The 26,471-nt window shown below is 69.8% G+C and carries 20 protein-coding genes; 4 read left to right on the plus strand and 16 right to left on the minus strand.

The genetic code is table 11. The annotated features are described in order from the left end of the window. The first annotated feature begins 229 nt into the window (after positions 1-229). Genes ACIHCQ_RS36630 through ACIHCQ_RS36640 form a run of 3 tightly spaced genes read left to right on the plus strand, consistent with a single transcriptional unit; the run spans position 230 to position 4,626 of the window. The gene (locus ACIHCQ_RS36630) at positions 230-1,876 is read left to right on the plus strand and encodes an alkaline phosphatase D family protein (RefSeq protein WP_399672485.1); all 1,647 of its coding nucleotides are present in this window, start codon (positions 230-232) and stop codon (positions 1,874-1,876) included. 5 nt (positions 1,877-1,881) lie between these two features. Then, on the plus strand, positions 1,882-3,450 hold the full coding sequence (locus tag ACIHCQ_RS36635; protein ID WP_399672487.1) for a serine/threonine-protein kinase: 1,569 nt from the start codon (positions 1,882-1,884) through the stop codon (positions 3,448-3,450). Positions 3,451-3,483: 33 nt separating this feature from the next. Then, on the plus strand, positions 3,484-4,626 hold the full coding sequence (locus ACIHCQ_RS36640) for a mechanosensitive ion channel family protein (protein WP_399672489.1): 1,143 nt from the start codon (positions 3,484-3,486) through the stop codon (positions 4,624-4,626). Between the two features lie 55 nt (positions 4,627-4,681). Here ACIHCQ_RS36640 and ACIHCQ_RS36645 read toward each other — a convergent pair whose 3' ends face one another. The 4 genes from ACIHCQ_RS36645 to ACIHCQ_RS36660 form a co-directional block, all read right to left on the minus strand. Further along, positions 4,682-6,268 (minus strand): Na+/H+ antiporter, encoded by a 1,587-nt coding sequence (locus ACIHCQ_RS36645; RefSeq protein ID WP_399672491.1) that lies wholly within the window; start codon positions 6,266-6,268, stop codon positions 4,682-4,684. 127 nt (positions 6,269-6,395) lie between these two features. Beyond that, on the minus strand, positions 6,396-7,337 hold the full coding sequence (locus tag ACIHCQ_RS36650) for an RluA family pseudouridine synthase (protein WP_399672493.1): 942 nt from the start codon (positions 7,335-7,337) through the stop codon (positions 6,396-6,398). Between the two features lie 17 nt (positions 7,338-7,354). Then, positions 7,355-7,993, minus strand: a complete 639-nt coding sequence (gene lspA / locus ACIHCQ_RS36655; protein WP_399672495.1) for a signal peptidase II — start codon at positions 7,991-7,993, stop codon at positions 7,355-7,357. A gap of 61 nt (positions 7,994-8,054) precedes the next feature. Continuing rightward, on the minus strand, positions 8,055-9,080 hold the full coding sequence (locus ACIHCQ_RS36660; protein ID WP_399672497.1) for a TraR/DksA C4-type zinc finger protein: 1,026 nt from the start codon (positions 9,078-9,080) through the stop codon (positions 8,055-8,057). A 571-nt stretch (positions 9,081-9,651) separates the two neighbouring features. Here ACIHCQ_RS36660 and ileS point away from each other — a divergent pair. Continuing rightward, entirely contained in the window at positions 9,652-12,789 is a 3,138-nt protein-coding gene (gene ileS / locus ACIHCQ_RS36665) for an isoleucine--tRNA ligase (protein WP_399672499.1), read from the plus strand. A 283-nt stretch (positions 12,790-13,072) separates the two neighbouring features. Here ileS and ACIHCQ_RS36670 read toward each other — a convergent pair whose 3' ends face one another. The 12 genes from ACIHCQ_RS36670 to murF form a co-directional block, all read right to left on the minus strand. After that, positions 13,073-14,305, minus strand: coding sequence for a DivIVA domain-containing protein (locus tag ACIHCQ_RS36670; protein WP_399672501.1), 1,233 nt, complete (start codon positions 14,303-14,305; stop codon positions 13,073-13,075). A gap of 55 nt (positions 14,306-14,360) precedes the next feature. Further along, positions 14,361-14,651, minus strand: coding sequence for a YggT family protein (locus tag ACIHCQ_RS36675; protein ID WP_399672503.1), 291 nt, complete (start codon positions 14,649-14,651; stop codon positions 14,361-14,363). A gap of 81 nt (positions 14,652-14,732) precedes the next feature. Then, positions 14,733-15,350, minus strand: coding sequence for a cell division protein SepF (locus tag ACIHCQ_RS36680; protein WP_399672505.1), 618 nt, complete (start codon positions 15,348-15,350; stop codon positions 14,733-14,735). Between the two features lie 124 nt (positions 15,351-15,474). Beyond that, complete coding sequence (locus tag ACIHCQ_RS36685; protein WP_399672507.1) at positions 15,475-16,194, minus strand: YggS family pyridoxal phosphate-dependent enzyme; 720 nt, start codon at positions 16,192-16,194, stop codon at positions 15,475-15,477. After that, positions 16,191-16,934 (minus strand): peptidoglycan editing factor PgeF, encoded by a 744-nt coding sequence (gene pgeF / locus ACIHCQ_RS36690; protein ID WP_399672509.1) that lies wholly within the window; start codon positions 16,932-16,934, stop codon positions 16,191-16,193. Before pgeF ends, ACIHCQ_RS36685 begins: the two co-directional genes overlap by 4 nt. Beyond that, positions 16,931-18,145 (minus strand): cell division protein FtsZ, encoded by a 1,215-nt coding sequence (gene ftsZ / locus ACIHCQ_RS36695; protein ID WP_399672511.1) that lies wholly within the window; start codon positions 18,143-18,145, stop codon positions 16,931-16,933. Before ftsZ ends, pgeF begins: the two co-directional genes overlap by 4 nt. Positions 18,146-18,420: 275 nt before the next feature. Beyond that, on the minus strand, positions 18,421-19,206 hold the full coding sequence (locus ACIHCQ_RS36700; protein WP_399672513.1) for a cell division protein FtsQ/DivIB: 786 nt from the start codon (positions 19,204-19,206) through the stop codon (positions 18,421-18,423). A 35-nt stretch (positions 19,207-19,241) separates the two neighbouring features. Continuing rightward, positions 19,242-20,336 (minus strand): undecaprenyldiphospho-muramoylpentapeptide beta-N-acetylglucosaminyltransferase, encoded by a 1,095-nt coding sequence (gene murG, locus ACIHCQ_RS36705; RefSeq protein WP_399672515.1) that lies wholly within the window; start codon positions 20,334-20,336, stop codon positions 19,242-19,244. A gap of 6 nt (positions 20,337-20,342) precedes the next feature. Beyond that, positions 20,343-21,734: a putative lipid II flippase FtsW gene (ftsW, locus tag ACIHCQ_RS36710; protein ID WP_399672670.1), complete on the minus strand. Its 1,392-nt coding sequence runs from the start codon at positions 21,732-21,734 to the stop codon at positions 20,343-20,345. Between the two features lie 817 nt (positions 21,735-22,551). Then, the gene (murD, locus tag ACIHCQ_RS36715; protein WP_399672517.1) at positions 22,552-23,976 is read right to left on the minus strand and encodes a UDP-N-acetylmuramoyl-L-alanine--D-glutamate ligase; all 1,425 of its coding nucleotides are present in this window, start codon (positions 23,974-23,976) and stop codon (positions 22,552-22,554) included. Next, entirely contained in the window at positions 23,973-25,043 is a 1,071-nt protein-coding gene (gene mraY / locus ACIHCQ_RS36720) for a phospho-N-acetylmuramoyl-pentapeptide-transferase (protein ID WP_399672519.1), read from the minus strand. The genes murD and mraY overlap by 4 nt, the downstream gene beginning before the upstream one ends. Then, positions 25,040-26,470, minus strand: a complete 1,431-nt coding sequence (gene murF / locus ACIHCQ_RS36725; protein WP_399672521.1) for a UDP-N-acetylmuramoyl-tripeptide--D-alanyl-D-alanine ligase — start codon at positions 26,468-26,470, stop codon at positions 25,040-25,042. The genes mraY and murF overlap by 4 nt, the downstream gene beginning before the upstream one ends. Position 26,471: the final 1 nt, after the last annotated feature.

The raw sequence follows: 26,471 nt of genomic DNA on the forward strand, positions 1-26,471 counted from the left end.
CCCGCCTTTTGTGTGTTTTCATTTACACTTGGTTTTTCCACCGGTACTTCTGGGGGGGGGGGGGCGCCCGGGGGGGGGGGGGGGGGGGGCCCCCCCACCCCCCCCCCCCCGCCCGCGCGTTGCGGGACTTGGCCCGCCGGGAACATCCCGGTGGACCTTTCCCCACCCACCGACGAACTTTGTCCGTTCCCTCGCACACCTGAGCTACCGATCAGTAGTCTGATCGGCCGTGACCAGTCGACTCTTCTCAACTCCCAGCCGCCGCACGGTCGTCAAGGCCGCCGCCGCCACCGCCGCCGTCGCCGCTCCCGTCCTCACGGGTGCCGCAGCCGCCTCCGCCGCGCAAGAGGCTCCCGCTTTCCTCCATGGCATAGCCTCCGGCGATCCCCTGCCCGACGGTGTGCTGCTGTGGACGCGGCTCACGCCCACCCCCGACGCCCTGCCGGGCTCCGGCAACGGCCCCGACACCGCAGTGAGCTGGGAGGTCGCCGAGGACAAGGACTTCGCGCAGGTCGTCGCCCGCGGGGTCACCACGTCGACGGCCGCCTCCGACCACACCGTCAAGGTGGACGTAAGGGGCTTGCGCCAGGCGAGCGTCTATTACTTCCGGTTCACCGCCGGTACCGCCCTCTCCTCCGTCGGGCGCACCCGCACCACCCCGGCCGCCGACGCCACCACCCCCGGTGTGCGCTTCGGCGTGGCCTCCTGCGCCAACTGGGAGGCCGGCTACTTCTCCGCGTACCGCCATCTCGCCGCCCGCGCCGACCTCGACGCGATCCTCCATCTCGGCGACTACATCTACGAGTACGGGACCGGCGGCTACCCCGAGCCCAAGTACGTCGTACGGCAGCACCGGCCCAGCCACGAGATCCTGAGCCTCGCCGACTACCGCACCCGGCACGCCACGTACAAGACCGACTCCGACCTCCAGGCGATGCACGCCGCGCACCCGGTGATCGCGATCTGGGACGACCACGAGTTCGCGAACGACACCTGGTCGGACGGGGCGGAGAACCACACGCCGGGCACCGAGGGCGCGTGGGCGGCGCGCGCAGCCGCCGCGCGGCAGGCGTACTTCGAGTGGATGCCCGTGCGCGCCTCCACCGAGGGCACCGTCTACCGCCGCCTGCGCTTCGGCACGCTCGCCGATCTGCACCTGCTGGACCTGCGGTCCTTCCGCTCGCAGCAGTCGACCGTCGGCAACGGCGGCGTGGACGACCCGGAACGTACGATCACCGGCCGCGCCCAGCTGGACTGGCTGAAAGCGGGCCTCGCCGGGTCCGACGCGGCGTGGAAGCTCGTCGGCACCTCCGTGATGATCTCGCCGGTCGCCTTCGGCTCCGTACCGGCACATCTGCTGGAGCCGATCGCCGGGCTGCTGGGGCTGCCCAAGGAAGGCCTCGCGATCAATGTCGACCAGTGGGACGGCTACACGGACGACCGCAAGGAACTGCTCACGCACCTGACGCAGCGTGGCATCAAGAACACCGTCTTCCTGACCGGTGACATCCATATGGCGTGGGCGAACGACGTCCCGGTCAAGGCGGCGACGTATCCGCTCACCCCGTCCGCCGCGACCGAGTTCGTCGTGACGTCGGTGACCTCCGACAACCTGGACGACATCCTCCACGTCGCGCCCGGTACGGTCTCGCTGATAGCCTCCGCGGCCCTCAGGGCGGCCAACCGCCATGTGAAATGGCTGGACATGGACGCGCACGGTTATGGCGTACTCGACGTCACCGCCGAGCGCTCACAGATGGACTACTACGCCCTGTCCGACAGGACAAAGCAGGACGCAACTGTCAAATGGTCCCGCTCCTACCGCACACTGTCCGGTACGCAGCGTGTCGAGCGGGTCGCTCAACCCGTACGCTGAACCGTATGAATGGGGGCACAAGCGGCACCGGCGGTACCGAAGGCAGGCTTGTCGGCGGACGCTTCGAGTTACGTGAGCGGCTCGGCAGCGGCGGCATGGGCTTGGTGTGGCGCGCCTGGGACACCGCCCTGCGCCGCGAAGTGGCCCTCAAGGAGGTCCGGCCGCCCGACCCGGCGGTCACAGCCGAGCATCCGGATGCCTCGCGCATACTGCGGGAACGCGTGGTGCGCGAGGCCAGGGCGCTGGCCAGGATCAGCCACCCCCATGTGGTGACGATCCATCACATCGTCGACGACGACCCTCATCCGTGGCTCGTCATGGAGCTGCTGCCGGGCAGCACCCTCCAGGACCGGCTGGCCGAGGGCCCGCTCGGCCCGCAGGAGGCGGCCAGAATCGGCCGTGAGGTGCTGTCCGGGCTGAGCGCCGCGCATGCGGCGGGCATTCGGCACCGTGACGTCAAGCCGTCCAATGTGCTGCTGCGCGCCGATGGGAGCGCGGTGCTCACGGACTTCGGCATCGCCGCCCTGCGGGGCTCGACGTCGCTGACCGTGACCGGCGAACTGGTCGGCTCGCCCGAGTACATCGCCCCCGAGCGGGTCCGCGGGCGCGACGACGACCCCGCCTCCGACCTCTGGTCGCTGGGGCTCGTGCTGTACGTGTGCGTGGAGGGCGTCAACCCGCTGCGCCGCGACACGACGATGGCCACGCTGGCGGCCGTGCTGGACGACCCGGTACCGCCGCCGGTCCGCTCCGGTCCGCTCGCGCCCGTACTGAACGCTGTGCTGGTACGGGACCCGGCGGCGCGGCCCGACGCGGTCCAGCTGGACGCGATGCTGGCGCAGGCCCAGTCGGGGACGGCGCCGGACTGGGCGCAGTCGACGGTCACGTCGCCGCCGGTGCCACCCATGTTGCCGCTGCCGCAGGCGTCGTATCAGCTTCCCTACGAGCCCGCGCCGCGGACTCGGAAGAGCCGGATGGCGGTGATCGCGGCAGCGATCGTGGGAGCCCTCGCCCTCGTCGCGGGCACTGCCCTGGTCTTCGCCCTGCGCGAGACGGACAGCCGCGAGGGCGACGGCTCCGACGGCGGCAATGGCAGCACGACCAGCATCAGCGTCCCGAGCCCCACGCCAACGCCAACGCCTACGCCAAGCCCCACACCGACACCGACGCTGAGCCCCTCTCCAACCCCGCCCCCAACTCCGACTCCGACCCCCACGCCCACGCCCACCCAGATTCCGGGCACGGGAATCTGGGTCGCCCAACTCGCCTCCGTCGCCAAGTCGAGCGGCATCGCGGCCCGCGACCGCCAGGAGGATGCCCTGCGCCACGAGGGCCTCGCCGAGATCCAGTACCTCGACAGCAGCGCGTACGCCTCACTGCGCCCCGGCTACTGGGTGTTCTACGTCCCCGGCTTCGCCGACGGCGCCCACGCGGTCACCTGGTGCCAGTCCAACGGCCTCAGCACGACGAACGAATGCTTCGGCCGCTATGTGAGCACCAACGCGTCCGACAGCGCGTACCTCTGCACCCCCGCGCCGAACGGCGGCACATCCGGCCGCTGCACCCGCCCTTAGACCTCAGCCCTCGCGCCCGTTAGCGTCGGGGGCATGGACAACGCACTGCGCCCGTTGGCCGTGATCGGTGGCTCGATCGCGCTCACGCTCCTGCTCGGCTGGGCCCTCGATCTGCTGCTGCGCCGCGTGGACAGCCGCCACCCCGAAACTCCGCTGTGGGGGCTGCTGCGCCGCTGCCGCCCGCCCTTCCAAGTGGTCTCCCTCGCCGCCATGCTGAGAGGGACCTACCGCGAAACGCAGTGGCAGCTGATCGAGAACCGCGAGGTCCTCATCGGTCAGGTGCTGTCGCTCGTGCTGATCAGCGCCGGTGCCTGGCTGGTGGTACGGACCATCTCCGTCGTGGTCGAGTCGACGTACGCCCGTTATGCGTCCTCGACCCGCGATCCCGCCCGCGTACGGCGCGTGCGTACACAAGTCACGCTGATCATGCGGATCGTCACCGCGGTCGTCGCGGTCGTCGCGGTCTCGGCCATGCTGCTGACCTTCCCCGCCCTGGAGAAGGTCGGCACCTCGATGCTGGCGTCCGCGGGCATCATCGGCGTCGTCGCCGGTGTCGCCGCGCAGTCCACGCTCGGCAATCTCTTCGCGGGCTTCCAGATCGCCTTCGGCGACATGGTGCGCATCGGCGACACGGTGGTGGTGGACGGCGAGTGGGGGACGGTCGAGGAGGTCACGCTGACCTTCCTGGCCGTACGAACCTGGGACGAGCGGCGGATCACGATGCCCGTGTCGTACTTCACCAGCAAGCCCTTCGAGAACTGGTCGCGCGGCGGAGCCCAGATGACCGGGACGGTCTACTTCCAGCTGGACCACTCGGCGCCGGTGGGGCTGATGCGCGAGAAGCTTCGGGACATCCTGGGCGAGTGCCCGGCGTGGGACGGGCGGGACTGGAGCCTGGCGGTCACCGACACCACCCCGAGCACCATGGAGGTGCGGGCCGTGGTCACCGCGAAGGACGCGGACGACATATGGACGGCGCGGTGTGCCGTACGGGAGCAGATGATCGGCTGGCTGTACGAGAAGCATCCGTACGCGCTGCCGCGGATCGCGACGTCACCCGCGACACTGCCGCCGGACGGCCAGTGGGCGGTACGGGGCGAGACGGCGACGGCGCACGCAGCTCCGCCCGACGCGCACAACGACGACGAGACCCCGCCCCGCACCGGCCGCGGCTGACGCTGCGCCACGTACACGCACACGTACACGCACACGTACACGCACGTACGCCGGCTCAGTGCAGGCTGCGTACGTCCAGGTGCCGCAGTACCCGGTCCACCACCTCCGGGTCCGTGCCCGGTTCACTGCGTGCCGCCAGCACCTCGTGCCGCGCCGCCGACAGCATCTCGCGCTGGATCCGCTGCATGGTCCGCAGCCGGTCCACCCGCTTGGTGAACCATTCGCGCCGGTCCTCGTCCAGGATGTCCGGGCTGATCCGCACCCCCATGTCGTACGCCCTGCGCAGCAGCCGCTCGCTGAGATCCTCCGGCAGCTCCTCCGTCTCCTCGATTTCCCTGAGCCGGTGCTTGGCCGCCTTCGCGGCGCGGCTCGCGAGCCGCCGCTCCAACTCGCGTTCGGCGTCGGTGTCCGCGCGGACGCCCAGCCGCCGTACCAGGAAGGGGAGGGTCAGCCCCTGGAGCAGCAGGGTCGCGGTGATGACAGCGAAGGCGAAGAAGATGATCTCGTCCCGGCCCGGGAAGGCCGCGCCGCTGTCCGTCTTCAGGGGAATGGCCAGCGCCAGCGCGACCGTGGCCACGCCCCGCATCCCCGACCACCACATGACGACGGTCTCCCGCCAGCTCATGGGGATTTCCTCGTCGTAGTCGCGCAGGGAGTGCAGCTTCTTGGCGAGCCACGTCGCGGGCAGCAGCCACAGCAGTCGTACGCCCACGACGACCCCGATGATCGCGGCGCTCCATCCCAGCAGTTGGCCCGCACGCTCCTCGAGCGTGCCGAAGACGTGATGCATTTCCAGGCCGATGAGTCCGAAGGCGACGCCGGTCACCAGCATGTCGACGACCTGCCAGAACGTGTTCCCGGCCAGCCGCCCCATCACGTCGTCGGCATCGGCGGTGTGCTCGGCGAGGAAGAGCGCGGTGATGAGGACGGCGAGGACTCCTGAGCCCTTCAGCTGATCCGCGAGCACATAGCTCGCGAACGGCACCATCAGGGAGAGGCCGATCTGCAGGGTCGCGTCGCCGAGCAGGCCCATCAGCCTGTTGGAGAGCCAGCCGAGTCCGAGGCCCACCACTACCGCCACCACGCCCGAGAGCAGCAGTTCCCCCGCGGCGACCGGCCAGGAGAACGTCCCGCTCACCGCCGCGGCGATCGCCACGTGGTACACCACGATCGCCGTGACGTCGTTGAACAGCCCCTCGCCCTCCAGGATGGAGACGAGTCTGCGCGGCAGCCCGAGCGACCCGGCGACGGCGGTCGCCGCGAGCGGATCGGGCGGCGCGACCAGCGCGCCGAAGGCGACCGCCGCGGCGATCGGCAGCCCCGGCAGGATCGTGTGGGCGACGGCCGCGACCGCCGCGGTCGTCACAAACACCAGCGCGACCGCGAGCAGCAGAATCGGCCGTACGTTGGCCGCGAACTGACGCCAGGAGGTGCGCTGCACGGCGGCGTACAGCAGCGGCGGCAGCACCAGCGGAAGAATGAACTCCGGCGGCACCTCAACGTTCGGCACGAACGGCAGAAAGGCCAGCACGCCGCCGGCGACGGTCATCAGCACGGGCGAGGGCACACCGAGCCGGTCCCCGAGCGGCACCATCACCACGGCCCCGAACAAAAGCGCGAACAGCAGCGCCAATTGGTCCACGGTGTGCCCTCCGGCGGCGGGGAGACAGCAGCGTTCAGGCTCTCAAGCCTGCCACGCACGCCACCCGAACCACCTCAACACCCCCGGCCGCACACAAAGCACCGCGTACAGCGTCCGCCTGGAACGCTCAGGCGCTCTCGGCCTCGATCGTGTCCAGCGCATGCTGCAGATCGGCCGGGTACGTGCTCTTGAACTCCACCCACTGCCCGTCCGAGGGGTGCTCGAAGGCCAGCCCCACCGCGTGCAGCCACTGCCTGGTCAGCCCCAGGCGCTTCCCTATCGTCGGGTCGGCGCCGTACGTCAGATCGCCCACACACGGGTGGCGGTGCGCGGCCATGTGCACCCGGATCTGGTGCGTACGCCCCGTCTCCAGCTTGATGTCCAGCAGCGAAGCCGCCCGGAACGCCTCGATCAGGTCGTAGTGCGTGACCGACGGCTTGCCCTCGGCCGTGACAGCCCACTTGTAGTCGTGGATGGGGTGGCGGCCGATCGGCGCGTCGATCGTCCCGCTCAGCGGGTCCGGGTGGCCCTGCACCAGCGCGTGGTAGCGCTTGTCCACGACGCGGTCCCGGAACTGCGCCTTCAGCAGGGTGTACGCCCGCTCCGACTTGGCGACGACCATCAGCCCGGACGTGCCGACGTCCAGCCGGTGCACGATGCCCTGCCGCTCCGCCGCGCCCGAGGTCGAGATCCGGTACCCGGCCGCAGCGAGACCGCCGATCACCGTCGTACCGGTCCAGCCGGGGCTGGGGTGCGCGGCCACGCCCACCGGCTTGTCGATAACGAGGATGTCGTCGTCGTCGTGCACGATCTCCATGCCCTCGACCGGCTCGGCCACGATCTGCACGGGAGCGGGCGCCGGTGGCATCTCCACCTCAAGCCAGGCGCCGCCGTGCACGCGTTCGGATTTTCCTACCACCGACCCGTCGACCTGCACCTTTCCCGAGGCAGCGAGCTCGGCCGCCTTGGTACGGGAAAACCCGAACATACGAGAGATGGCGGCGTCGACGCGCTCGCCCTCAAGGCCATCGGGTACGGGCAGGGTGCGGACTTCGGAAACGGTACTCACCCGTCGAGTATGCCTTGTCAGTCCTTGTGAACGGTCCCGTCGGGGTCCAGGCCCTTGAACGACAGGATCACAATCAGGATCCCGCCGCAGACGATCGCCGAGTCGGCGAGGTTGAAGACGGCGAAGTGCGCGGGCGCGATGAAGTCGACGACCGCGCCCTTGAAGACGCCGGGCGCGCGGAAGATCCTGTCGGTGAGGTTGCCGAGCGCGCCGCCCAGCAGCAGGCCGAGGGCGACCGCCCAGGGCAGGCTGTAGAGCTTCCGCGCCAGCCGGACGATCACCACGATCACCGCCGCCGCGATACAGGTGAAGATCACGGTGAAGGCCTCGCCGATGCCGAACGCGGCCCCCGCGTTCCGTACCGCCTCGAACCTCAGCAGGTCGCCGATGATCTCGATCGGCTCATGGTGCTCCAGCTTGGCCACCACGAGCATCTTGCTGCCGAGGTCGAGCAGATAGGCGACGATCGCGACCGCGAGCAGCACGGCGACGCGGCGCCTGCCCTTGGACGGCCCGGCGGGCGCCGCGGCCTCCTCGGCCCCGGCAGCCCCGTCAGCCCTCTCGGCCCTCTCGGCCCTCTCGGCCCCGAAAGCCTCGTTGGGGCCCTCTGAATCCGACGTACCGGACGTACCGATGGTGCGCTCCGCCTCTGCCACGTGTGTCCCTCAACCTAGGTACCTGACTGAGCACGAGGGTACGGCACACACGTACGGATCCTCAGCCCCGCCGCTCCTGCTTCTGCTTGTCCTCCACGCACAGTGTGGCCCGTGGAAATGCCTGCATACGGGCTTTTCCGATCGGCTGGCCGCAGATCTCGCAGAGACCGTACGTCCCCGCGTCGAGCCGCAGCAGGGCCCGCTCGGTCTGCTCCAGCATCTCCCGGGCGTTGGCGGCGAGCGCCATTTCGTGCTCGCGCGTGATGTTCTTGGTCCCGGTATCGGCGTCGTCATCGCCCGCGCCGTCACCGGAGTCCCGCATCAGCCCGGCGAGCGCCACCTCCGATGCGGTGAGCTCGCTGTTCAGCCGGGTCACCTCGCCCTCCAGCTCGGCCCGGGCCTCGGCGACCTCCTCCGGGGTCCATGGGTCCTCGCCCGGCCTTACGGCGAGCTCCTCCGGCGGCGTCGCGGCGGCTGTACGGGCCGTGGGCACCGCAGTCGCGCTCGCGCTCGTGCTCTTGCCGGCAGCCGACGCCCTACCCGTGGTCTTCTTCGCTCCCACCGTTCTGGCTCCTGTCTGCTTGGCGGCCTCGGCCGCCTCCTTGGCCGCTGGCGCGGCCTTCTTCGCGGCCCTCTCGGCCACGGCCTTCTTCGCAGGTGCCTTTCTCACCGGCGTCTTCTTCGCCGCCGGTGGGGCCGTCTCCTCCACGACCGTCGCCTTCTTCTTCGGTGTCGTCTTCTTCGGAGTCGTCTTCTTGGGGGGCGCTGTCTTCTTGGCAGCGGCCTTTGTCGCGCTCGTCTTCTTCGGATGCTCCGGACCGGAGGTAGCCTTCTTGGTGACCTTCTTCGCGGTCTTCCGGGTGGCCGTCTTGGTGGTCTTCTTGCTGCCGGCCTGTACGGCCGTCTTCTTCACCAGCGCCTTCTTCGCGGGCTCCTTACCCGCCGCCCCTTTCTTCCTCACCGGCTTCTCCGCCGCCACGGCCTCCTTCGCGACGGTCCTCTTCTTCCCGCTCCTGCCCCCGGCCACCGCCTCAGCAGCGGTGGATCTCGCGGACGCCGTCTTCTCGGCGGTCTTCTTCGCCACCATGGCCGCGGCCCCTTCACATATTGTGATCTTGCGCGCGAATCGTGCTGGGACGATAAATCGACCTCAGCTCCGCGGCAAACGGGGCACGCCGCCACTCAGGCGCGCCCCAGCCTCCGACGAGACGAACCTGCATCCGTTGTGCCCAGCTCCCCGCCGCGTAATCCGCCACCGGTCCGCCACTCGTCGGTCACTCGTCGCCCGTCGGCCGACGGGCCATTCGGGTCAGCCCCGTGGCTGCCCGCCGTCCTGTGGAATTCGGTCGGCCCGTCCCCGTACGGGCCCGTACACTGGCCGCAGCGAAAGGCTTGGATGGGGACGAGTAGCGTCGTACGCAGCCGTGAGCGACCCGGGGACGGTGTGAGCCCGGGGGCGAGCGCGAAGTGAAGGATCACCCCGGAGCTGCCGGAAGAACGCCACGAGGCCATGCGCCCCGAGGTCAGTAGAACCGGTATCGCGACCCAATGAGGGGGCTCGGGGCTGTCCGCCCGGAGCCAAGGAGGGTGGTACCGCGGGAGCACGCGCTCTCGTCCCTCCGACGGAACAGGATTGTCCCGTTGGAGGAGCTCGTCCGATGACACCACCGCAGTACCACCAGGTGCCCGCACAGGTCGACCTGCCCGCGCTCGAACGCGCCGTGCTCGACTTCTGGCACGAGAGCAAGATCTTCGCCAAGAGCCTGGAGCAGTCCGAGGGCCGCCCCGAATGGGTGTTCTACGAGGGCCCGCCGACCGCCAACGGCATGCCCGGCGCACACCACATCGAGGCCCGCGTCTTCAAGGACGTCTTCCCGCGCTTCCGCACCATGCGCGGCTACCACGTGGCCCGTAAGGCGGGCTGGGACTGCCACGGCCTGCCGGTCGAGCTCGCCGTCGAGAAGGAGCTCGGCTTCTCCGGCAAGCAGGACATCGAGGCGTACGGCATCGCCGAGTTCAACGACAAGTGCCGCGAGTCGGTGACCCGGCACACCGACGCGTTCGCCGAGCTGACGACCCGCATGGGGTACTGGACCGACCTCGACGCCGCGTACCGGACCATGGACCCGTCGTACATCGAGTCGGTCTGGTGGTCGCTGAAGGAGATCCACAGCAAGGGCCTGCTGGTCCAGGACCACCGCGTCGCCCCCTGGTGCCCCCGCTGCGGCACCGGCCTCTCCGACCATGAGCTGGCGCAGGGCTACGAGACGGTCGTGGACCCGTCCGTCTTCGTCCGCTTCCCGCTGACGAGTGGCCCGCTGGCGGGCGAAGCGGCCCTCCTTGTGTGGACCACCACCCCCTGGACGCTGGTCTCCAACACCGCCGTCGCCGCGCACCCCGACGTGACGTACGTCGTCGCGACGAACGGCGAGGAGAAGCTCGTCGTGGCGCAGCCGCTCCTCGAAAAGGCCCTGGGCGAAGGGTGGGAGACCACCGGCCAGTCCTTCACGGGCGCGGAGATGGAGCGCTGGACGTACGACCGTCCCTTCGCCCTGATCCCCTTCCCGAGCGAGGCGCATTACGTCGTCAACGCCGACTATGTGACGACCGAGGACGGTACGGGCCTGGTCCACCAGTCCCCCGCGTTCGGCGAGGACGACCTCAAGGTCTGCCGTGCGTACGGCCTGCCGGTGGTCAACCCGGTCCTGCCCGACGGCACCTTCGAGGAGGACGTGCCGCTGGTCGGCGGCGTCTTCTTCAAGAAGGCCGACGACGCCCTGACCAAGGACCTCCAGAGCCGCGGGCTGCTCTTCCGCCACACCCCGTACGAGCACAGCTACCCGCACTGCTGGCGCTGCCACACCGCGCTCCTCTACTACGCGCAGCCGTCCTGGTACATCCGCACCACCGCCGTCAAGGACCGGCTGCTTCAGGAGAACGAGAACACCAACTGGTTCCCGGACTCGGTCAAGCACGGCCGGTACGGCGACTGGCTGAACAACAACGTCGACTGGGCGCTGTCGCGGAACCGCTACTGGGGCACGCCGCTGCCGATCTGGCGCTGCGAGGAGGACCACCTCACGGTGGTCGGCTCGCGCGCCGAGCTGACCGAGCTGACCGGCACGGACCAGTCGGCCCTGGACCCGCACCGCCCGTACATCGACGCGATCACCTTCCCCTGCCCCGAGTGCGATCTGACCACGACCCGGGTCCCCGAGGTCATCGACGCCTGGTACGACTCGGGTGCGATGCCGTTCGCGCAGTGGGGCTATCCGTACAAGAACAAGGAGATCTTCGAGAAGCGCTACCCGGCGCAGTTCATCTCGGAGGCCATCGACCAGACGCGCGGGTGGTTCTACACGCTGATGGCGGTCGGCACGCTGGTCTTCGACAAGTCCAGTTACGAGAACGTCGTCTGCCTGGGCCACATCCTCGCCGAGGACGGCCGGAAGATGTCCAAGCACCTGGGCAACATCCTGCAGCCGATCCCGTTGATGGACCAGCACGGCGCGGACGCGGTCCGCTGGTTCATGGCGGCCGGCGGCTCCCCGTGGGCGGCCCGCCGGGTGGGCCACGGCACGATCCAGGAGGTCGTGCGCAAGACGCTCCTGACGTACTGGAACACCGTCGCCTTCCAGGCGCTGTACGCCCGTACGTCCAACTGGGCGCCGTCCGCGGCCGATCCGGCGCCCGCCGACCGGCCGGTCCTGGACCGCTGGGTGCTGAGCGAGCTGCACGCGCTGACCGATCAGGTCACCTCGGCGCTGGAGTCGTACGACACCCAGCGCGCCGGAAAGCTGCTTTCGGGCTTCGTCGACGATCTGTCGAACTGGTACGTACGCCGCTCGCGCCGCCGCTTCTGGCAGGGCGACAAGGCGGCGCTGCGCACGCTGCACGACGCCCTTGAGACGGTGACCCGGCTGATGGCGCCGCTCACCCCCTTCATCACGGAGCGGGTCTGGCAGGACCTGGTCGTCCCGGTGACACCGGAGGCGCCGGAGTCGGTGCACCTGTCGGCCTGGCCGGACGCGGACCTCTCCGCCATTGATCCCACCCTGTCCTCCCAGATGGCGCTGGTGCGCCGGCTGGTGGAGCTGGGACGGGCGACGCGTGCGGAGTCTGGGGTGAAGACCCGCCAGCCGCTGTCCCGCGCGCTGGTCGGGGCCGCGGGATTCGAGGCGCTGGGCGAGGAACTGCGCGCCCAGATCACCGAGGAGCTGAACGTCACCTCGCTCGCCTCGCTCTCCGAGGTGGGGGGCTCGCTGGTCGACACGACGGCCAAGGCGAACTTCCGCGCGCTGGGCAAGCGCTTCGGCAAGGGCGTTCAGGATGTCGCCAAGGCGGTCGCGGCCGCGGACGCCGCGGCGCTCTCGCTCGCCCTGCGCGAGGGCACGGCCACACTGGAGGTCAACGGCGAGACGATCACGCTGTCCCCCGACGAGGTGATCATCACCGAAACCCCGCGCGAGGGCTGGTCGGTGGCCTCGGACTCGGGCGCGACGGTCGCCCTGGACCTGGAGATCACCCCGGAGCTCCGCCTCGCGGGTCTGGCGCGGGACGCGATCCGGCTGATCCAGGAGGCCCGTAAGAACAGCGGGCTGGACGTCGCGGACCGGATCACGGTGTGCTGGTCCGCCTCGGACCCGTCCACCTCGGAGGCGCTGACCGAGCACGCGTCACTGATCGCGGACGAGGTGCTGGCCACTTCCTTCACGACGGCCGAGCCGGACGCGTCGTTCGGCCCCCCGTTCACGGACGAGGGCCTGTCCCTGACGTTCCGCCTCCGCAAGGAGTAACTGAGTACGGCCTTCGGCCGTGTCCTCAATCGCCGGCAACTCAAGCCCCGCCTGCAACTCAAGCCCCGCCGGCGATTGAGGCGCGGAGGCCTGGGGGCGGAGCCCCCAGTTTGGGAAGGGGCGGGGCGGGGACCAACCCGCCGCAGGCGCCCCGCACCCGCGCCACGACCCGCCGCCCACCCCCACCGCACGCACAAAAGGGCCGGGCCCAGGACATCATGTCCCGGGCCCGGCCCTTTGCAGCCTGCCGACGGCTACGCGCTGTTCGCGCGACTCAGCCCCGTCAGTTGTCGTCCTCGTCGATCAGGAAGCCGCGCATCGGCGACGGCGCCTGCTGCATCGGCTGCGGAGCCTGCGGCCGCACCGGCGCCATCGGCTGGGTCATCGCCGGTGACATCTGCTGCTGGCCACCGTACGACGGGCCGCTGCCCATGGACTGGTTGTTGCCCATGGACTGACCCATGGACTGGCCCATCGACTGCCCCATGGACTGACCCATCGACGGGTTGCCGCCCATGGTGTGACCCATGGCACCCGCGCCGGCCGGAGCCATCGACTGCGACGGCGGCAGCGACGCGGCCGCGGGAGCGCGCGGCGGAGCAAGCGAGTCGTCCGCCTGGGTCTCCAGCTGACGCAGCTGGCTCTCCAGGTACGACTTCAGCCGGGTCCGGTACTCGCGCTCGAAGCCACGCAGATCCTCGACCTTGCGCTCAAGCGTGGCGCGCGCGGACTCCAGCGAGCCCATCGCGACGCGGTGCTTCTCCTGAGCGTCCCGCTCCAGGGCGTCGGCCTTGGCGCGGGCGTCCCGCTCCAGACCTTCGGCGCGGCTACGGGCCTCGCCGACGATCTTGTTGGCCTCGGAACGGGCCTCCGCGATCGCCTGGTCGGCGGTCTGCTGCGCCAGCGAGAGCACCCGCGCGGCACTGTCGCCGCCGGGGGCCTGAGCGGGCTGCTGCATCTGCTGCTGATGGCCGCCCATGGGGCCGCCCATCTGCTGGCCCATGGGACCGCCCTGCATCGGGCCGCCCATCTGCTGGCCCATCGGGCCACCCATCTGCTGGCCCATGGGACCGCCCTGCATCGGGCCGCCCATCTGCTGCTGGCCCATGGGGCCGCCCTGCATCGGTCCGGGGCCGTGCTGGCCCTGCTGACCGCCGTGGCTGGGACCGGCCGGCAACTGCGGAGCACCACTGGGCAGTTGGGGCGGACCCATCTGCGGGGGCTGCTGCTGCTGCTGGACCGGCGGTCCCGATATGGCGGCGGGCACCGGCGCGCCCGGACCGCGGCCGTCCTGCTGCTCCGGGGGCTTGCGCATACCCTGCTGCTGTTGGTTCTGCGCCGCCGCACGGGTCGCCGCGGCCAGCTTGGCGCGCAGGTCCTCGTTCTCGCGGAGCAGGCGGGTCAGCTCGGACTCGACCTCGTCGAGGAAGGCATCAACCTCGTCCTCGTCATAGCCTTCTCGGAGGCGGACGGTCGTGAACTGCTTGTTCCGCACGTCCTCGGGAGTCAGCGGCATCTCTTCTTCACCTCTACGTAGTCGTCGGCAGTCGGCAAGACCGTATCGTCCACCCTCACCTCGCAGCGCTGCTTACGAGCGAGATCAAGATGTAGACGATGATCATCAGAACGAAGAAGGACAGGTCGAGTGCCACGCCCCCGAGACGCAGCGGCGGAATGAACCGCCGCAGAAGCTTGAGCGGTGGATCGGTGACAGTGTAGGTGGCCTCCAGAATGACCACCATCGCCTTGCCGGGTTGCCATGAGCGCGCGAACTGGAAGACGTAATCCATGACCAGCCGGAAAATCAGCACGATGAGGAAGCACATCAGCGCGATGTAGACCACTTGTAGTGCGACGCTCATCCTGCGGCTTCCCTCTCCCCTGGCTCTCGCTGCTCTTGTGAATCCGGCCTGGCGGCCGGGTCGTTCCCGTTGCGGTATTTCTCAGCTCTGGTTGAAGAACCCGCCCTCTGCGATGCGGGCCTTGTCCTCCGCCGTGACATCGACGTTAGCAGGCGACAACAGGAACACCTTCTGCGTCACTCGCTCAATGCTGCCATGCAGGCCGAAGACGAGACCCGCGGCAAAGTCGACAAGTCGCTTCGCGTCGGTGTCGTCCATCTCGGTCAAGTTCATGATCACCGGAGTGCCTTCACGGAAGTGTTCCCCGATGGTACGGGCCTCGTTGTAGGTCCGCGGGTGCAGTGTGGTGATGCGGTAGGGCTCCCGCTCGGACACGACCTTGGGCATGATCACCGGTGCGTTCTTCTCCATGTTCGGGCGTTCAGGTGTGATGGATGCCACGGGGGCGATTCGTGCCGGACGTCCGCTTTCGGCGGGAAGTGAAGCAGGATGTGCCACCGGCGCACGTTGCGCCGGCGGCTGCACTACCCGCACCGGTTCCTCCCGCTCCACCTGATGCGGGGGCTGGTGGAGCCGGCGCTCACGCTCGGGCTCCGGCTCGGGTTCGAAATCGTCGTCGGGATCAAATCCCCGGCCGTCGTACCCATCGTCCTCCACGAGGCCGAGGTAGACCGCCATCTTGCGCATCGCGCCGGCCATTCTCTGAGTCCTCCGCTCTGTGGTGGATCGGCATTCGTCACCAAGTGCCCGCGATCCACTCGGCCTGCCCGCTGTGGGCGGGAATGACCATATTTTCTACTGTGGTCCGACTTGCTTCGCGACGTTACCCGAGCCGGGGTCGGACTCCGAGTACCGCAGTGCCGACGCGTACATGTGTCGCTCCGGCCGCCACGGCCTCCTCGAGATCCCCACTCATCCCCGCCGAGACCATGTTCGCAGCCGGATGGGCGCCGCGCAGGCCGGATGACAATTCCATCAACCGCTCGAACGCCGCCCGTTGCCGTCCCGCGTACGGTCCGGCGAGCGGCGCGACGGTCATCAGACCGTCGAGCCGCAGTCCTGGTGCCGCGGCCACCGCCGCCGCCAATTCCCCGATTCCGTCCGGCGCGACGCCGCCGCGGCTTCCCCGCTCGCCCGCCTCCGCGTCCAGCGCGACCTGGATCATGCACCCGATCTCACGCTCCGCGCGCACCGCGGCGGCGGAGAGCGACGAGACGAGCTTGAGACGGTCGACAGACTGCACGACATCGGCATAACCCGCCACAGAGCGGACCTTATTGGTCTGCAACTGACCGACGAAGTGCCAGACGAGATCCAGATCCGAGCAGGCACGGGCCTTGGGGGCGGCGTCCTGATCACGGTTCTCGGCGACATGGCGTACGCCGAGTCCGTGCAGGATCCGCACATCGCTCGCGGGATATGTCTTGGTGACCACGATGAGGGTCACTTCGGTCCGCTCGCGGCCGGCTGCCCGACAGGCGGAGGAGATACGTTCCTCCACGGCCGCCAGATTCGCGGCGAGTTCGCTCTCGCGGTCCGTCATTCCTGTGTGTCCAACCAGACATAACCGGCGAGCCGCCCGGTGGTGCGGTCGCGGCGGTACGAAAAGTGGTCGGCCGACTCCAGTGTGCACACGGACGAGCGCTGCCGGTTCCGTACCCCGGCCGCTTCGAGCTGGGCGTGCACTCCGGCGGTCACATCGACGGCCGGTGTGCCCCAGCTGGTCTCGGACCAGGCGGCCGGTTCGACCGCGGCCACCTCTTCGCGCATCCGCTCGGGGACTTCGTAACAGCGTCCGCAGACCGCGGGTCCGGTACGGGAGATGATGCGGGCGGGTTCCGCGCCCAGCGATCTCATCGCCTCGATCGCGGCGGGCACGATGCCCGCGACCATCCCGGGGCGGCCCGCGTGCGCGGCGGCCACGACTCCCGCGACCGGATCGGCCAGCAGTACGGGAGTGCAGTCCGCGGTCAGTACGGCGAGGGCGAGCCCGCGCCGCGCGGTGACCAGCGCGTCCACCGACGGGATGGGCCCCTCGCCCCAGGGCCCTGTCACCTCGGCGACCTCGTTGCCGTGGACCTGGTTCATCCAGACGACCTGGTCCGGGTCAATTTCATACGACTTGGCGGCGATCGCCCGGTTCGCCAGTACGGCCGAGGGGTCGTCGCCGACCGCTCCGCCGAGGTTGAGCTCCTCGTACGGAACGGCGCTCACCCCGCCCCACCTGTCGGTGAAGGCGAAATGCGCGCCGCTCGCGTGTATCGCGTCGTGCCTGACCGTCACTTCAAGAAGTCCGGAACATCCAGCTCTTCGGCCTGGTCCTGATACGGACGCGCCGTCGGGACCTGCGCGGGCGCAGCCGGAGAGTTCAGGTCGTCTCTGATCGGCGTCGCGGGCTCGGCCGGGGCCGAGGGCTCTTCGCGCGACGGCACGGCACCGAGTCCGCCGGACGAACGCGAGGTGTCCGAGGAGCGGGCCGGAGCGGCGGGCTGCTCCTCGCGCTTGGCCCCGGTGGTGCCGAGGATGGTCTCCCGGCGGGTCGGCGGCTGACCGCCGTCGAACCCGGCGGCGATCACCGTGACCCGTACCTCATCGCCCAGCGCGTCGTCGATGACCGCGCCGAAGATGATGTTGGCCTCCGGGTGGGCGGCCTCGCTCACCAGCTGCGCGGCCTCGTTGATCTCGAAGAGACCGAGGTCCGAGCCACCGGAGATGGAGAGCAGCACACCGCGGGCGCCGTCGATGGACGCCTCGAGGAGCGGCGAGGAGATCGCCATCTCGGCTGCGGCCACCGCGCGGTCGTCGCCACGGGCCGAGCCGATGCCCATGAGCGCCGATCCGGCCTCGGACATCACGGACTTGACGTCCGCGAAGTCGAGGTTGATCAGACCGGGCGTGGTGATCAGATCGGTGATCCCCTGGACGCCGGAGAGCAGTACCTGGTCGGCGGACTTGAACGCGTCGAGCACGCTGACCTGCCGGTCCGAGATGGACAGCAGCCGGTCGTTGGGGATGACGATGAGGGTGTCGACTTCTTCGCGGAGTTCGGCGATGCCGTCCTCCGCCTGATTGGCGCGGCGCCGGCCCTCGAAGGTGAACGGGCGGGTGACCACGCCGATCGTCAGGGCGCCGAGCGAGCGTGCGATGTTGGCGACGACAGGCGCGCCACCCGTGCCGGTGCCGCCACCTTCGCCTGCGGTGACGAAGACCATGTCGGCCCCCTTGAGGACCTCCTCGATCTCCTCGCGATGGTCCTCTGCCGCCTTGCGACCGACTGCCGGATTCGCTCCGGCGCCGAGGCCTCGGGTGAGTTCACGGCCGACGTCGAGCTTGACGTCGGCGTCGCTCATCAACAGTGCTTGCGCATCGGTGTTGATGGCGATGAACTCGACGCCCTTGAGACCGACCTCGATCATTCGGTTGATGGCATTGACACCACCGCCGCCGACACCGATGACCTTGATGACTGCGAGGTAGTTCTGCGGTGCTGCCACGTCGAAGGCCTCTCGCCTCGAGTTACGTGTCGTCGCTTCGCGGTTGTCACGCCGCGACGACGGATGCCGATGGGACGGTCCGGAACGCCGACCCAAACCCTAACGCTGAAGTTCAGGGTTACCAGTGTGTCCGCTTCATGGACTCTCCGAACAGGACACTAAGTCGACAAGTGGCGCGCGTTCAACGAACACGCCGAACCTCCCGTTTTTCTTTTCACCCTATGTGATCACCCTTAGCGCTGACCAACCAGGGTGCTGGCCAGCGCAAATGTGCGTCAACTCGCTGACGCGGCAGGCGCGGTAGGAGCGCTGACATCAAAGTGCCGGGCCTGGGGCTCGGCTTTCATCAGTGCCATGAGTGCGCGTGCCTTTGCCTCGCCCTCCTCGGCGCTGCCCCAGACCACCGTACGGTCCCGGCTCAGCTCCAGGGAGATGAAGTCGTACGAGCGCACGGTGATGGCTCTGGTGTCCGCCACGACTTTTCCGGGGAGTTCACCCCTGACCCGGACCGCCTCCGTCAGGAGCCGTTCCGTGCCGAAACGCCGCAGACTCGCCGACTGATCCACTGTCAATTCGACCAGCGGGACAGCGTTGGGAGCCTTGTCGACCGTGGCGAAACGGACACCGTTTCCGTCCACTTCGATGAACTTTGCGCCCTTTTCGATGAGCAGGACCGGCTTTCGTTCGGTCACTTTGAGACCGATCCCGTGCGGCCACGACCGGGTGACGTCCACCGAGTCGATACGGGGCAGCTTATGCCGCAGCCGGGCCTCAATGGCATCCGTGTCGACGGAAATCAGCGGCGACCCGATCGGAACGTCCGCCGCCGCCTCCACCTCATGGACCGTCAGAACCTCGGTTCCGCTGGTCCGGACGCTGTCCACGCGCAGCCAGTCGGAGCCGTAGAGCACCCAGTATCCGGCCAGGGCCAGCCCGGTGGCGGCGAGCCCGGCCAGCAGGGTGCCACGGCTGGGGCGCCACTGCGGCAGGCGTAGCCGCCGCAGCCGCAGCGGGAGGGCCAGCCGCGGCCGGCGGGCCTCGGCGGTGGTCGGTCGGGCCACGTTCCCGGTCTCCTTCCGGCCGGCCGGCGGGGGCCTCACGCCCGGCGGCGTGCGGCAATCGCCTCGTACACCATGCCGACGAGGAGGTCGTCGGCGTCCCTGCGGCCGAACTCGGCTGCCGCTCGGGACATCTCGTACAGCCGGTGCGGATCGGCGAGCACGGGAAGGACGTTGCCCTGGACCCACTGGGGGGTCAGCTCGGCGTCGTCGACGAGCAGTCCGCCGCCCGCCTTGACCACCGGCTGGGCGTTGAGCCGCTGTTCGCCGTTGCCGATCGGCAGCGGTACGTAGGCGGCGGGGAGCCCGACGGCGGAGAGTTCGGCGACGGTCATCGCGCCCGCGCGGCAGAGCATCATGTCGGCCGCGGCGTACGCGAGGTCCATCCGGTCCACGTACGGTACCGGGATGTACGGGGGCATGCCGGGCATATTGTCCACATGCGGCAGCTCGTTCTTCGGGCCGACCGCGTGCAGGATCTGGATGCCGGAGCGCTGGAGCAGCGGGGCGATCTGCTGCACCACCTCGTTGAGACGGCGGGCGCCCTGCGAGCCGCCGGAGACCAGCAGCGTCGGCAGGTGCGGGTCGAGCCCGAAGGCTGCACGCGCCTCGGGGCGCACCCGGGCCCGGTCGAGGGTGGCGATGGTGTAGCGCAGCGGGATGCCGATATAGCGGGAGTTGCGCAGCTTGCTGTCGGGGGTGGCGACGGCCACCCCGGCCGCGTACCGCGAGCCGATCTTATTGGCCAGGCCGGGGCGGGCGTTGGCCTCGTGGACGATGATCGGCACGCCGAGGCGCTTGGCGGCGAGGTAGCCGGGCAGGGCGACGTAGCCGCCGAAGCCGACGACGCAGTCCGCCTTCGTACGTTCCAGGATCTGCTCGGCGGCCTTGATGGTGCCGCGCAGCCGCCCGGGGACGGTGATCAGCTCAGGGGTGGGCCTGCGGGGCAGCGGGACGGCGGGGATGAGCGCCAGCTCGTAACCCCGCTCGGGCACGAGCCTGGTCTCCAGCCCCTTCTCCGTGCCCAGAGCCGTGATTCCTACGGTCGGGTCCTGCCTGCGCAGGGCGTCCGCGAGGGCGAGCGCGGGCTCGATGTGGCCGGCGGTCCCCCCGCCTGCGAGTACGACATGCACCGAAATTCACCGCTCTCCGGACGGACGCTTCTTGACGCGCCGTCTCATCGTCTTCCATCTCACCCCGGGCCGCCGCATGGACAGGGCAGCCTTTGCGGCGGGCTCCTCTCGCGCGAAGGCGATCAGCAGCCCCACCGCGAACATGGTCGGCAGCAGGGCCGACCCTCCGTAGGAGAACAGCGGGAGGGGGACACCCGCGATCGGCAGCAGTCCGAGCACCGCGCCAATGTTGATCACGGCCTGCGCCGTGATCCAGGTGGTCACACCTCCCGCCGCGTACCTCACGAAGGGGTCCTCCGTGCGTCCGGCCACGCGGATACCCGCATAGCCTAGGGCCGCGAAGAGGGCGAGCACCGACAGTGTCCCCGCGAGGCCCAGTTCCTCACCGGCGATGGCGAAGATGAAATCGGTGTGTGGTTCGGGAAGTTGCCCCCATTTTTCCACACTGGCACCGAGCCCGGAACCGAACCATCCGCCAGAGGCAAGAGCATAGATGCCGTGCACGGCCTGCCAGCACTCGCCTTGGGGGCCGAGGTCGATCGCGCCGATGCAGGAGAGCCGTGACATCCGGTTCTCATTGGTCTTGATGAGCATGACGCCGACAAAGACGGCGATGGCGAGGACGCCGGCGAAGAGGCGGGTGGGTGCTCCGGCCAGCCAGAGCAGGCCGAAGAGGATGGCGGTGAGGATGATCGCCGTGCCCATGTCGCCGCCGAGCATGATCAGGCCGAGGAGGAGAAAGGCGACGGGGACAAGGGGCACCAGCATGTGTTTCCACTGGGTCAGGAGCCGTTTGTCCTGTTTCCGGGCGAGGAGGTCGGCGCCCCAGAGGATCAGGGCCAGCTTGCCGAACTCACTGGGCTGGAGCTGGAACGGACCGCCGAGGTAGATCCAGTTCTGGTTGCCGTTGACCGCGTGCCCTATGCCGGGGACCTGGACGAGCACCATCAGGAAGACGGCGCCGACGAGGAGCGGGTAGGACAGGGCGCGGTGGAGCTTGGCGGGCATCCGGGAGGCGAGCAGCAGCAGTCCGGTGCCGAGGGTTGCCGCGAGGAACTGCTTGCGGAAGAAGTAGGAGGCGGGGAGGGAGAGCTCAAGCGCCTTGATTATCGAGGCGGAGAACACCATCACCAGGCCGAGGACGGTGATGAGGAGGCTGCTGCCGAGGATGAGGTAGTACGCGGTCAGGGGCCGGTCCCAGGCCCGGCGCGCCTGCTCGTACAGCCGCCGCAAGCCGCTGCCGCGGGGTGGCCGGGGGGCGCCGGGGGTGCGCCCGCCGAAGCGCGCGGCGGGCGGCCGCCGGAGGGCGCCTCCGACGGCCCGCCCACGCAGCGCGAGCCCGACGGGGCCGGCGGGGCCGGCCGAGCCGGCGAGGGCAAGGGCGGGTACGGGCAGCAGGGCGCGCCCGAGGGCCTCGCCCGCGCTGTGCAGCGCGGGCAGGACGCCCGTCGGCGGGCGGGGGCTGTGGCGGGGTCGTACGCGCCGCGCCAGGGCGGCGAGCGCCGCGGGACGGGCGCCGGCGGACACCGCGCGCCGCAGGGACGTCTCCGGCGCCGCCGCGGGAGCAGCGCCGGACGCCGCGTCCGCGACACCCGGCGCAACCGGCAGCCGTTCGCCGTGCGCAGGCGCGTCGGCGGACCGGACACGCGCACCGCGTCGCGTCAGCGCGGACAGTCCCTTCCACGACCGGACACCACCGCCGACAGCAGCCTCCGCGGACGGTGCGTCCGCCACACGGCGCGCGGCAGCAACCGGCGGCGACGCGGGGACAGCGGCGGACGCAGCGTCCGCGGACAGCATCGGGCGTCGCGCGAAAACCTCGGGCGCAACCAGCAGCCGCTCGCCGTGTCCAGGCGCGTCGGCGGACGGTGCGTCCGCCACACGTTCCGCGGAAGCCTTCGGCGCAACCGGTACCCAGTCGCCGTCGGCATCCCGCACACCGCGTCGCATCAGCCCGGACAGCCCCCTCCGGGGCCGGACACCACCGCCGGCAGCAGCCCCGGCGGACAGTGCGTCCGCCACACGGCGCGCGGCAGTCGGCGGCTCGGCCGCGACGCCGAGGGGCGGGCCGGGATCCCTCATGCGCCCGGGCGGCGTGGGCGTCGGCCGGGGTGGGACGTGCCCCGTTGCGGGGTCATCGGGCCGCATCGTCGCTGTCCCCTCCACTCGTGCCTGGCGCGGCTGCCTCGGACGCGCAGCGCGGTGGGCGGGCCGGTCAGGCGCGGTCGGTGGCGAGGGTGCGGACCGCGTCCGCGAAGGCCTCGCCGCGTTTGTTGTAGTTGGTGAACATGTCCATCGACGCGCAGGCCGGGGCCAGCAGCACCGTGTCTCCCGGCCGGGCCAGCCGGGCCGCCTCCCGGACCGCCGCCGACATCGCCCCAGTGTCTGTCCGGTCGAGGTTGACGACCGGGACCTGCGGGGCGTGTCGCGTCAGCGCTTCGTGGATCAGGGCGCGGTCCGCGCCGAACAGGACGACACCGCGCAGGCGCTCCGCCGACTGCTCGACGAGCTCGTCGAACGTCGCGCCCTTCGCCAGGCCGCCCGCGATCCACACGAGGGGATCGTAGGCCGCCAGGGACGCCTGCGCGGCGTGCGTGTTCGTGGCCTTGGAGTCGTCGATGTACGCGACACCCGCCACGTCCGCGACCTTCTCGATACGGTGCGGATCGGGGCGGAAGTTGCGCAGCCCGTCGCGTACGGCAGCCGCCGGAACCCCGTACGCACGGGCCAGCGCCGCCGCCGCCAGGGCGTTGGCGATGTTGTGCGGGGCCGGCGGGTTGACGTCCGTGACCTCGGCGAGCTCCTGGGCCTGCTCCTGGCGGTTCGCCACGAAGGCGCGGTCGATCAGTATCCCGTCGACCACGCCGAGTTGAGAGGGCCTGGGCGCGTCGAGGGTGAAGCCGATCGCCCGGCAGCCCTCCTCGACGTCCGCCGCCCGCACCAGCTCCTCGGTCGCCTTGTCCGCGACGTTGTAGACGCAGGCGACCGTGTTGCCCTCGTAGACGCGGCCCTTGTCGGCGACGTATGCCTCCATCGAGCCGTGCCAGTCGAGGTGGTCCGGCGCCACATTGAGCACGACGGCGGAGTGGGCGCGCAGCGAGGGCGCCCAGTGCAGCTGGTAGCTGGAGAGTTCGACGGCGAGCACGTCGTACACCGTGTCCCCGAGGACCGCGTCGAGCAGCGAGACGCCGATGTTGCCGACGGCCGCCGTCCGCAGACCCGCCGCTTCGAGGATCGAGGCGAGCATCCGTACGGTCGTGGTCTTGCCGTTGGTGCCGGTGACCGCGAGCCAGGGCGCCGCCCCGGGCCCCCGCAGCCGCCACGCCAGTTCGACGTCGCCCCACACGGGCACACCGGCCGCCGCCGCGGCCTGGAAGAGCGGCTTGTCGGGCTTCCAGCCGGGCGCGGTGACGATGAGTTCAGTGGACTGAGGCAGCGTCGCGCCGTCGCCGAGGCGCACGGTGATCCCCTGCGCCTCCAGCTCTGCCGCCTGCGTACGGGAGCGCTCGTCGTCACCGTCGTTGACGACCGTGACGACCGCGCCGAGGCCGTGCAGCGCCCGCGCCGCGGGGATCCCGGAGACGCCGAGACCGGCGACGGTGACCCGCTTGCCCTGCCAGCCCTGGCCCTGGGTGTTCACTTCCCGGCCGCCCAGCCCGCGTAGAAGAGTCCGAGGCCCACGATCACGCACATGCCCTGGATGATCCAGAAGCGGACCACCACAAGGACTTCGGACCACCCCTTGAGTTCGAAGTGGTGCTGGAGCGGCGCCATCCGGAAGACGCGCTTGCGGGTCATCTTGAAGAAGCCGACCTGGATGACCACGGACATGGTGATCAGGACGAACAGTCCGCCGAGCAGCGCCAGCAGGATTTCCGTACGGGAGCAGATGGCCAGACCCGCGAGCGCGCCGCCGAGGGCGAGCGAGCCGGTGTCCCCCATGAAAATCTTGGCGGGCGAGGTGTTCCACCACAGGAAGCCGAAGCAGGATCCCATCAGGGCGGAGGCGACGACCGCGAGATCGAGTGGATCGCGTACTTCGAAACACGCGTTGGGGTTGGTCAGTGTCTCCGCGTTGGCGCAGGACTCCTGGAACTGCCAGAGCCCGATGAAGGTGTACGCACCGAAGACCATCACCGAAGCACCGGTGGCCAGACCGTCCAGACCGTCCGTGAGGTTCACGCCGTTGGACATGGCGAGAATCATGAACAGCGCCCAGATCACAAAGATGACCGGGCCGATCGACCAGCCGAAGTCCGTGATGAACGACAGCTTGGTGGACGCGGGAGTCTGGTTGCGGCTGTCCGCGAACTGGAGCGACAGCACGGCGAAGGTGATGCCGACAATCAGCTGACCCGCCAGCTTCGCCTTGGCCCGCAGACCGAGCGAGCGCTGCTTGACGATCTTGATGTAGTCGTCGAGGAACCCGACGATGCCCATGCCCGCCATCAGGAAGAGCACCAGCACACCCGAGAACGACGGGTCCTCGCCGGTGATCACCTTGGCCAGGGCGTACGCGATGAGCGTGGCCAGGATGAAGGAGATGCCGCCCATGGTGGGCGTGCCCTGCTTGCTGCCGTGGCTGCGCGGACCGTCGTCCCGGATGAACTGTCCGTAGCCCTTGCGGGCCAGGAGTTTGATCAGCAGCGGGGTGCCGATCAGGGTCAGAAAGAGGCCGATGGCCCCCGCGAAGAGGATCTGCCTCATCGGCGGACACCCCTGCCTTCCGCGGGGATACCGCTGCCTTCGAGCAGCGCCACAGCGACCCGCTCCAGACCGATCGATCTGGAAGCCTTCACCAGCACGACGTCTCCCGGCCGCAGTTCACTGCGCAACAGGTCGACCGCCGCCTGCGCGTCGGACACGTGCACCGACTCCTCACCCCACGAACCCTCGTTATAAGCGCCCAGTTGCAACCAGGACGCTTCCCTGCCCCCGACTGCCACGAGCTTGCTGACGTTGAGCCGGACGGCGAGCCGTCCGACCGCGTCGTGCTCGGCGAGCGACTCGTCACCGAGCTCGGCCATCGGGCCGAGCACCGCCCACGTACGACCCCCTTGTGCCTGTGAGGCTCTGCCCATGGCCGCGAGCGCGCGCAGCGCGGCTCGCATGGACTCGGGGTTCGCGTTATAGGCGTCGTTGACGACCGTCACGCCGTCAGAACGCTCGGTGACCTCCATGCGCCAGCGGGAGAGGGTGCCAGCCTCGGAGAGCGCAAGCGCGATCTCGTCGACGGGCATGCCCAACTCATGGGCGACGGCGGTCGCGGCGAGCGCGTTCGACACGTGATGCTCACCGTACAGGCGCATGGTCACGTCGCTGCACCCGGTGGGTGTGCAGAGCCTGAAAGCGGGCTGTCCGGAGCCTGTGAGGCGCACGTTCTCGGCGCGTACGTCCGCGTCGGCGGCCTCACCGAAGAGGATCACGCGTGCCTTGGTGCGCGCTGCCATGGCGCGGACCAGCGGGTCGTCGGCGTTCAGTACGGCGACGCCGTCCTCGGGAAGGACTTCCACGAGCTCGCCCTTGGCCTGCGCGATCTGTTCCCGGCCGCCGAACTCGCCGATGTGGGCGCTGCCGACGTTGAGTACGACGCCGATCCGCGGCGGGGTGAGCTCGGCGAGGTAGCGGATGTGGCCCTGGCCCCGGGCGCCCATCTCCAGCACGAGGTGGCGGGTTTCCTCGGTGGCGCGCAGGGCGGTGAGGGGCAGCCCGATCTCGTTGTTGAGCGAGCCGGGCGGCCAGACCGTGGGGGCTCTGCGCTGAAGCAGCTGGGCGATCAGGTCTTTGGTGCTGGTCTTGCCGGCCGAGCCGGTGAGGGCGACGACCTCGGTACCGAGGCGCTCGACCACGGCGCGGGCGAGTCTGCCCAGCGCTCCCTGGACGTCGTCGACCACGATCGCGGGCACGCCGAGGGGCCGGGTGGCGAGTACGGCCGCGGCACCCGCCTCCACGGCGCGGCGGGCGTAGTCGTGGCCGTCGACCTGCTCGCCGGCGAAGGCGGCGAAGAGGCTGCCGTCCTTCACCTCGCGGGAGTCGATGACGACGGGTCCTGTGATACGTACGGCTGGGTCCGGTATGTCGTACGACTGCCCGCCGACGATTTCGGCGATCTCGGCGAGGGAGAGGGCGATCACA

This window comes from Streptomyces sp. NPDC052236, from assembly GCF_044548015.1.
Taxonomy (GTDB): Bacteria; Actinomycetota; Actinomycetes; order Streptomycetales; family Streptomycetaceae; genus Streptomyces.